Consider the following 8,540-nt stretch of genomic DNA (forward strand, 5'->3'; position numbering starts at 1 on the left):
GCCGGGCAGCCCCTGACGTCAGGTCTTCCTCAGCGGCCTGCCCCGTCGATCACGCAGCCGAACCGCTCCGAGACGTAATGCGCGCGGCGCGTGTTCCAGAGCGCCGTGACGGTGACCGCCTTGCCCTCCATGTCGAAGGCGCGGCCGTCGATCGGGACGACGGTCTGGCGGATGAACCCCTCGCAATCCGGCTGCGGGCGGCCCTCGACGAAGAGGCAGGAGCAGAGCTCTTTCGCCTCGTACCCCGCCGGCAGCGACGGGAACGCGGAGAGGGCCTTCCAGTTCCAGGCGACGAAGAGCGCGACGAGGCCGAGGATCACGCCGAGGCCCAAGCCTACGATCTTCAGGATGCGCTTGGCCCGCTTCATCGCTTCACCAGACCGGAGAGCAGCTCGAGGTAATACCCCTTCGTGAAGGCTTTTTCACGATCGGGCACGCAGTTCTTTTGCACGTGGGCGGAGCAGCCATACTCGCGATCGTCGCCCATGCGCACGGCGACGAGGTCGAGCGAGGGGATCACGAAGATCGATTTGCCCCAGTGGCCGAGGGCCGCGAAGGTGTCGGGCGGCGCGGCGGGCCAGGGGCGCGGGATGTTCCGCTTGGGATCCCCGACGTTCAGGTAGACCTGGGCGCCGGGGTTGTCCTCCCATAACGGCGGCGGGACGTCGGTCGTAAAGTACGCGGGGGCCATCGTGAGTGTGTAGGCGACCCAGCCCTCCGGCAGGAGGCGCTTGCCGTCCCATACGCCGTCGGCGAGGTAGAGCAGTCCCCATTTCGCGAGGTCGCGGGCGTTCGCGTAGAGATAGGAGGAGCCGACGAAGTTGCCAGCGCCGTCACGCTCGAAGCGGGCGCTCGTCATGCCGAGGGGCTCGAAGAGCGCCTTCCACGGGTACGAGGCGTACTCCGCATCCGACATCGTGGCGCGCAAGGCCGCGAGCAGGAGGTTCGTGTCGCCGCTCGAATAACTCCAGTGCGTGCCCGGGGCATGGGCGAGACCGTGCCCGGCGACGAAACGAGGCATGTCGTCCTGGCCGCGCGTGTAGAGCATGGCCATGACCGAGGAGAAGATCGGCGACGCCTCGTAGGTCTCGTTCCAGTCGATCCCCGAGCTCATGCGGAGCAGGTCGGTGAGCCGGACGTTTTGTTTGTCCGGGCCGAGCGCCGAATAATACTTGCCGGCGGGGTCGTCGACCTTGAAGCGCCCTTCCAGGGCCGCGACGCCGATCAGGGTGTTGACGAAGCTCTTCGACACCGACCACGTGAGCAGCGACGTCTCGGCCGTGGTGCCGCGGGCGTAATGCTCGAAGACGAGCTTGCCGTCCTTCACCAGGACGAATGCATTCGTGCGTTGTCCCTTGCGATCGACGTCGTCGCCGTGGCGCGCGAAGAGGTAGTCGTCGAGCTTCTTCAGCGCGGCCGGATCAATGCCCACGGACGCGGGATCCGCCGTGGTCCAGGCCCGCGTGGGCCATTCGGTCCGAGGTTTGACGGGGAACGGAGCCGGGCCCTGGAGGACGACGGGCGTGGAATCCCCGGCGCCCGGGGACGAGCAGCCCGCGAGGGCGAGAAGCCCGACGAAGAGCGAGGCGCAAAAGGAGCGCATGAACGTGCTCACCAGGTGGAGACCGTGACGATCGGGCCGGGCTCGTCCTCGACCCACATTTCGGAGAGAACGACGTAGGTCCGAACCATCGGCCCGCTGCCCGGAATGTAATACCCCCCGGTCCGTTGCGTGATCTGGAAGAAGCGCCGATCGCCGCGGCGGAGCGGGAAGACGGTCTCGAGGGCGTCCCAGCAGATCTCGCCCTGGTCGGGATCATGGATGCATTCGCCGCCGCCTTGTCTTACGGAGAAAAAGACGTCGTTCGAATTGCCCGTGACGAGGTCGATGCTGTTCGAGTTCAGGACCTCGCAGCGGAAGCGGAGCCATTCCCGCACCCTGCGCAGGGTGCAGGCGGTCGAGCTGAGGGGCGCTTCGAGGTTCTTGGCGGCGCTCCACTCGGCGACCGTGGGCGGCTTCGATTTTTCGGTCGGTACGGGGCCGAGGAACGGGAGCGACTCGGCGGGCGGCGTCGCGGCCGCGTCCGCGCCCGCGTCGTCCGTGGCGGTGGCGGCGCCGGCCTCGGGCAACGCAGCGTCGGGCACGTCCTCGGGCGAGGCGACGCTCGAAAGGAGCGTGATCGCGGCGAAGGCAGAGAGGAGCGAGCGGCGCTTCATAACGTCCTCAAATAGGCCACGAGGGCGGCCTTGTCCTCGGCGGAGAGCTGGTTCGTCTTGCCCATGCGGTCGTCGTTCTTGTCGATGAGCTCTTCGAGCGTGGCGAAGCTGCCGTCGTGGAAATACGGGGGCGTGCCGCCGACGAAGAGCAGCGACGGGGTCTTGTATTTGTTGTTGTCCTTTTCGTCGCTGTACCCCGCGCGGACCGTCATGCGGGGCAGCGGCATGGGGACCCGGTCGGTGAACTCGGCCCCGGCATGGCACGATTTGCAGCCGGTCTCGGCGCTCTCGAAGACGGCCTTGCCGCGCTTCTCCACGTCCGAGGGCTCGGTCTTTTCGCGCGGCGGAGGGACGAGACCGCTGCGGAGGAAGGCGGCGATCGCGAGCGCCCGCGGGCGCGCTGTCTGCTTGTCGACGACGTGCCGCTCGTCCCAGCGATGAAGGGCAAAGCCCGCGAGGATGCGATCGACGAGGGTCTCGCTCTCGCCGTGCCAGCCATACGGGCCCTGGGCCGCGACGCGGCCGGCGAGCATGGGCGTTTGGCGGGCCGCACTCAGGTTGATGGTGCCGCCCATCGCGGCGAACGTGGCGTTCCCCCCCTCCTCCACGGGGGCGAACTCACTCCACGTGAACCCGTCGTCGCGGCCCTCGGGGTGGCAACCCGCGCAACCGAGCCCGCCGCTCACGAGGGGGTCCTGGGCGTCGTAAAAGAGACGGCGTCCCTCGGCGACGAGGGCGTCGTCGGGGCCCTTGCCGAGCGGAATGCGGACGACGCTGAATTTCACGTCGGCCTTGGGGTCGGGGAACGTGAGGACGGCGAGCACATTCGTGGAGCGGCAAAAGACGTAGGCTTTGCGCTCGTCGGAGGAGAGCGCGAGGCCACTCGGCGCGGCGCACGCGGGGCCGCCGCCCGTCGCCCCCTCGTCGTGCAGGGGGTGCTTTTTCCCGACCATCGCCGCGGGGTCGATCGACGTCGCGTCGAGCTCGGACAACGTGAGGCTTCCCTCGCCGAGGACGAGCAGGGTGCGCGTCGTCGCGCGAACCACCATGGCGCGTGGCTGGACGATGTCGCCGGGCGGGAGGTCGAGGGTCGGGTCCTCGACCGGGATCGCGTTGATGTGCGCCCCGAAGACCGCGGGCGGCTTGCGCGAGGGCGCGAGCGGAGAATCGTCGCGCGGGAGCAAGACGTCGACGGTGGGCATGCCATACCAAACCTTGACGCCCGTGGCGCCGAGCGCGTGGCGCGCGACGTAAAGCCTGCGTTCGTCGGGGGAGAACGTGAGGGCATACCCGAGGGAGGCGTCCTCGGCGCGCGTGGTCTCGTACGGAAGGCGGAGCGGCGCGGCGGGGAGGCTGACGCGCTTGACCGTGGGATTGACTGTGCCGATTCCGTCGATCCGCGTGAGGGGGGCGCCGACGAGGTGGCTCACATAGGCGCGCGAGCCGTCGCCGAGAATGGCGATGCCGCGGGGCTCGCGGGCGACGTCGACGGTGAAGCGGACCTTTTTCGTTTCGAGGTCGACGGCGGAGACCTTGTGCGTCCACGCGGACGAGACGAGCGCGGTCTTCTCGTCTTTCGTGATCGCGAGGCCCCAGGCGTCGGCGGGCAAGGCGATTCGCGCGGCTTCCACGAGGACCGCCGCCGGATCGGGCCGGATGAGGAGGAGCAAGCCCGGATCACGGATCGTGACGAGCACCTCGCCGCCGTCGAGCGCCACGACCTGCGCGGGCCGGCCCGGGAGCGGCGCAGTCGTCACGGGGTTTTTCTTGTCGAACGGGAGCGGCACGAGGTGAAGGGCGCTTCCATCCTCGTCGGCGACGTAGAGGATGTCCTCGGCAGGGCTCCGCGCGACGACGTTGCCTTGCCGGCTCGCCGCGGGCGTCTTCGCCTTCGGGGGCGGCGCGACGGCGGAATCGGCCGGGCCTGGCGCCGCGGAGGACGTCGCCTCGGGCGCGGGGCCCGTGGTGCTTTTCCCGCAGGAAGAGCACCCCACGGCGGCGAGGGGCGCGGCGAGGAGCGCGGCAGCGAGGAGGGGCGAGGTCCGCATGTCCCTGATTGGACAGCGAATATCATGGAGGTCCGCGGGGCGGAACCCGGAAAGGTGAGCCATTCCTGGCGCTATCCTCGCCCGCGCGGAGGTGCTAGGGTCGCCCGGATCGCGATGGATAGCGCTGAACGACGAGCTTCGTTTCCCCATGGATTCGCGGTGGTGGACGTCGAGACGACCGGGCTGCGATGGAAGACGGATCGGGTCGTCGAGGTCGCCGTCGTGCGCACGGACGCGGAAGGCCGGGTGCTCGGGGAGCTGTCGACGCTGGTGAACCCCGAGCGGAATCCGGGCGCGACGCACATCCACGGGCTCGGCGCGGAGGATCTCGCGGGCGCGCCGCGGTTTTCGGAGGTGCTCGCCGAGCTCGTGCACTACCTCGAAGGCGCGGTGCTCGTGGGGCACAACGTGAAATTCGATCTCGCGTTCCTCGCCGAGGAGCTCGGTCGGCTCGGGCTCGTGTTGCCCGACGCGCCGCGGCTGTGCACACGTGAGCTCGCGATGCGGGTCTTGCCGGGCCTCGGGGAGTATCGGCTCTCGTCGTGCTGCAAGGCCCTCGGCGTCGACGGCGGGCACGAGCACCGGGCGCTCGACGACGCGCGCGCGGCCGCGGGGGTGTTCGCGGGGCTGAACAAGACGGGCTTCTGGCGCACGTCGTACGAGAGGGAGCTGGCGATCGCGGCAGGCGTGGCGTGGCCGGTGATCGAAGGTCCGTCGCGGATCGCCGCGCGGGGCGAGGCGCAGGCCTCGGCGGAGCCGTCGCCGCTCGGGTTGATGGCGGCGAGTTTGCCCGAGGGGACTTCGAACGGGAGCGTCGAGGGATATTTTTCGGTGCTCGACGAGATCCTCGAAGATCGGCGCGTCACCGAGGAAAAGGCGGACCTCGCGCGGCGGCACGTCGAGGCTGCGGGGCTCTTGCGCGGGGATATCGTCGCGGCGCATCGGGCTTATTTGACGGGCGTCGCGCGGGCGGCGCTCGCGGGGGACCTCGGCGGGGGGCTCGGGGCCTCGGATCTCGCGCGGGTCGCGCGGCTCCTCGGTTTGCCCGCGGATTCGGCCGATCAGGCGCTCGTGGCGGCGCGGAGCGGAGCGGCGGCGCCTTCGCCGGGATCGACGCGGCCGCTCCGGCCGGAGACGTCGATCTGTTTTTCCGGGGACGGCGAGCCGTCGAAGGCTGCGCTCGAAGCGCGGGCGGTGGCGGCGGGGCTCCGCGTGCAGGGGTCCGTCACGAAAAAGCTCGACGTGCTGGTGATCGACGATCCGCATTCGCTCACGGCGAAGAGCCAGAAGGCACGGGCCTATGGGATCCGCGTGCTCACGGTGCCGGTGTTCCTGGCGCTCGCGCGATTGTCGGACAAGCAATGACCGAGCCGTGAGATTCGGGTCTCGCCAGGGTCGTTCGATTGGGGTAGGCTCGGGTTCGTCCTCACGGAGGACGGGAGGAGGGCATTCGCATGGTCTCGATGTCGATGGTGATCGAGCGGCTTCAGACGAAGTTCCCGGACGCTCGTTACGAGCTTGATTGGACGACGCCGCTGGAGCTGCTCATCGCCACGATCCTCGCCGCGCAATGCACCGACGTGCGCGTGAACAAGGTGACGAAGACGCTCTTCCCGAAATACCGCACGGCGAAGGACTATGCCGAGGCGAACACGGAGGAGCTCGAGCAGATCTTGCAGCCGACGGGCGCTTATCGGCAAAAGGCGAAGGCCGTTCAGGAGACGTGCCGCGCGCTCTGCGAGCGGCATGGGGGCGAAGTGCCACAGACGATGGCAGAGCTCACGGCGCTGCGCGGGGTCGCGCGGAAGACGGCGAACGTGGTGCTGAACAATGCGTGGGACATTCCCTCGGGCATCATCGTGGACACGCACGTGGCGCGCGTGAGCCAGCGGATGGGGCTCACGACGCAGGCAAAACCCGAGGCGATCGAGCGGGATCTCATGAACATGGTGCCCGAGGCGCGCTGGACGAAGTTCGGCCCGGCGATGGTTCTGCACGGGAGGTACACGTGCACGGCCAAGGCGCCCCAATGCGGCGATTGCATGTTCTCCGACGTGTGTCCGAGGAACGACGTGTGAGCCGGGGGCCACGCGGACGGGACGGAGTGGGCCGTCTCGGGGCGGTCGTCTTGGCGGCGCTGGTGGTCCTCGGGGTGGGCTGCGGCAACGACGCGCGCGGCGATCAGGACGGGTGTGCGCCGAGCTGCCCGACGCTCTGCACGCCGAGCAGCAAGACCTGCAAGGGCACGGTCGCGGAGACGTGCGCGGCCGACGGGCAATCGCGGGAGAGCGTCGATTGCGCGACCGAGGGCCTCGTCTGCGCCGAGGGGGCGTGTTTGCCGAGCGAGCCGTGTGGCGACGGGGCGTGTTTGCCGAGCGAGCCGTGCGGCGACGGGGCATGCAGCGACGGCGAGACGTTCGCCTCCTGCCCCGAGGATTGCGAGCCCGTCTGCGAGCCGAACACGAAGATGTGCGAGGGGAACGTCGCGAAGGTCTGCGCGGCCGACGGAGGGTCGTGGATGACGTTCGATTGCACGCTCGCGATCCTGGTCTGCCACGAAGGGTCGTGCTTCGGGAGCAGCGTCTGCGGCGACGGCGCCTGCATCGGACCCGAGACGCCCGCCTCCTGCCCCGACGACTGCCCGGGCCCGTGATGTGTGCCGGGACCCAAGATCGAGGGTCGCCGGCGCCACGACCGAGGTCCCAGGGCGCGGAAACCAGGATTCCCCCGCTCGAACAAGGGCTCCCCCCGCTCCGGAGAACGATCCCCCCGGGGGATCACGTCCCGGGAGCAGGGGGGTGTAAGACCGGACACGGGGGATCACGTTCCGGAGCAGGGGGATCACTTCCGGGAGCAGGGGGATCACTTCCGGGGAGGGGGGGAATGTGAAGTCGGATACGGGGGTCGACGTTCCGGAGGGGGGGAATCACCTCGGGGAGCGGGGGAGTGACTGCGGGCGCGGAACGTTTGCGATCGCGCGGGGCGAGGGGGTACCTTCCGCCGCGTGATTCGTCCCTGCATGCGCCTGTGGCTCCCTGCCCTCGCCGCCCTCGCCGGTTGCGCCCAGCAGCCGAGCGACGGGAACGGAAAGGACGACGCGGGCGCGGGGCCCCCAGCGATCGACGGCGGCGATGTGCCAGACGCGTCCACGACGGCGACGGCGGCAGCCACGCCCGAGGAGAAGGGGCCCTGCGCGGGGAAGGCGGAGGGGGCACTCGCCTGCGAGGGCGAAAGCGTGGTGCGTTGCGCCGGGACGGGGCGCGCGCAGGAGGCCGTGAAGACGTGCCTCGACATCGAGCGTTGCGAGGCAGGCGCATGCGCGCCGGCGTGTCCCAAGGGCGAGGTGTACGTGCCCGCGACGGGGCCCGCGGGGTTCACGATGGGCAAGAACCTGTCGGCCTACGGATTCGGCAACCGCAAATCGGGCTATCACGGCAAGGGGCGCGCGGACCTGCCGCACAAGGTGGTCCTGACGAAGCCGTTCTGCATGGACCAGACCGAGGTGACGGCAGGCGCCATGAAGAAATGCGTCGAGGAGAAGGGCTGCAAAGCGCCGCAGCGGACGGATCGATGGATCACGTACCCCGACAAGCCAGACTACCCGGTGAACCTGGTCGATTATCCGATGTCGAAATACTATTGCGAGCAGTACGACAAGCGGCTGCCGACCGAGGCGCAATGGGAGTGGGCGGCGACGGGGGGCGACGGCCGCTCATGGCCCTGGGGCGAGGAGGAGCCGACGTGCGAGCACACCGATTTCACGCAGGCGATCCTGATCTCGCCAGGCGGCGACAGCGGTTGCCACGGCGGCGGGCCCTCGAAGGTAGGAGCGCACCCCAAAGGGGATAAAATCTGGCCCGATGGGCCGATCCACGACCTCGCCGGGAACGTGTGGGAATGGGTGATCGACAGTTACGTGCCATATTCGGGCAAGGACGAGGTCGACCCCGTGCACGAGCGAGCGAACATCGGGACGCGGGTGGTGCGCGGCGGAGGATGGAACCGAAGCGGCCGCGGGATCCTCGCCGCCTTCCGAGGCGGCGCCATCTGGACGTACAAGGTGCCAGGGCTCGGGTTTCGCTGCGTGCGGAACGCGAAGGAGCGGGACGCCGCGCTGACGCCGCGCTGACGCCGCGGTCTCTCCTTGGGCCGTCGCGCCGGGGCGCTGCCCCGGACCCCGCGGGGGGCTGTCCGCCCCCTCGACCCCGGACCAGCGAGGCGCTGGACCCAGGGTTGAAAAACTGCGCTCCGCGCAGTTTTTCAAACAGGCCGACG

8 protein-coding genes are annotated in these 8,540 nt (G+C 69.4%); 4 read left to right on the forward strand and 4 right to left on the reverse strand.

The window, feature by feature from the left end:
• Positions 1-29: 29 nt before the first annotated feature.
• The 4 genes from E8A74_RS35795 to E8A74_RS35810 are packed head-to-tail and all read right to left on the reverse strand — an operon-like array spanning position 30 to position 4,265.
• Positions 30-368, reverse strand: a complete 339-nt coding sequence (locus E8A74_RS35795; protein WP_136933581.1) for a hypothetical protein — start codon at positions 366-368, stop codon at positions 30-32.
• Positions 365-1,603: a serine hydrolase domain-containing protein gene (locus E8A74_RS35800; protein WP_170229616.1), complete on the reverse strand. Its 1,239-nt coding sequence runs from the start codon at positions 1,601-1,603 to the stop codon at positions 365-367. Before E8A74_RS35800 ends, E8A74_RS35795 begins: the two co-directional genes overlap by 4 nt.
• An 8-nt stretch (positions 1,604-1,611) precedes the next feature.
• Positions 1,612-2,217 carry a hypothetical protein gene (locus E8A74_RS35805; protein ID WP_136933583.1) on the reverse strand — a complete coding sequence of 202 codons (606 nt, stop codon included), beginning with the start codon at positions 2,215-2,217 and terminating at the stop codon, positions 1,612-1,614.
• The gene (locus tag E8A74_RS35810; RefSeq protein ID WP_136933584.1) at positions 2,214-4,265 is read right to left on the reverse strand and encodes a hypothetical protein; all 2,052 of its coding nucleotides are present in this window, start codon (positions 4,263-4,265) and stop codon (positions 2,214-2,216) included. The genes E8A74_RS35805 and E8A74_RS35810 overlap by 4 nt, the downstream gene beginning before the upstream one ends.
• Positions 4,266-4,427: 162 nt before the next feature.
• Between E8A74_RS35810 and E8A74_RS35815 the strand changes: the two genes are divergently transcribed.
• The 4 genes from E8A74_RS35815 to E8A74_RS35830 all read left to right on the forward strand — a co-directional run bounded on the left by E8A74_RS35815 (position 4,428) and on the right by E8A74_RS35830 (position 8,394).
• Positions 4,428-5,630 carry an exonuclease domain-containing protein gene (locus tag E8A74_RS35815; protein WP_170229617.1) on the forward strand — a complete coding sequence of 401 codons (1,203 nt, stop codon included), beginning with the start codon at positions 4,428-4,430 and terminating at the stop codon, positions 5,628-5,630.
• 89 nt (positions 5,631-5,719) lie between these two features.
• The gene (gene nth, locus E8A74_RS35820) at positions 5,720-6,343 is read left to right on the forward strand and encodes an endonuclease III (protein ID WP_136933586.1); all 624 of its coding nucleotides are present in this window, start codon (positions 5,720-5,722) and stop codon (positions 6,341-6,343) included.
• 26 nt (positions 6,344-6,369) lie between these two features.
• Positions 6,370-6,918 carry a hypothetical protein gene (locus tag E8A74_RS35825; protein ID WP_136933587.1) on the forward strand — a complete coding sequence of 183 codons (549 nt, stop codon included), beginning with the start codon at positions 6,370-6,372 and terminating at the stop codon, positions 6,916-6,918.
• A gap of 351 nt (positions 6,919-7,269) precedes the next feature.
• Positions 7,270-8,394, forward strand: coding sequence for a formylglycine-generating enzyme family protein (locus E8A74_RS35830; protein ID WP_136933588.1), 1,125 nt, complete (start codon positions 7,270-7,272; stop codon positions 8,392-8,394).
• Positions 8,395-8,540: the final 146 nt, after the last annotated feature.

This window comes from Polyangium fumosum (assembly GCF_005144585.1).
GTDB lineage: Bacteria > Myxococcota_A > Polyangia > Polyangiales > Polyangiaceae > Polyangium > Polyangium fumosum.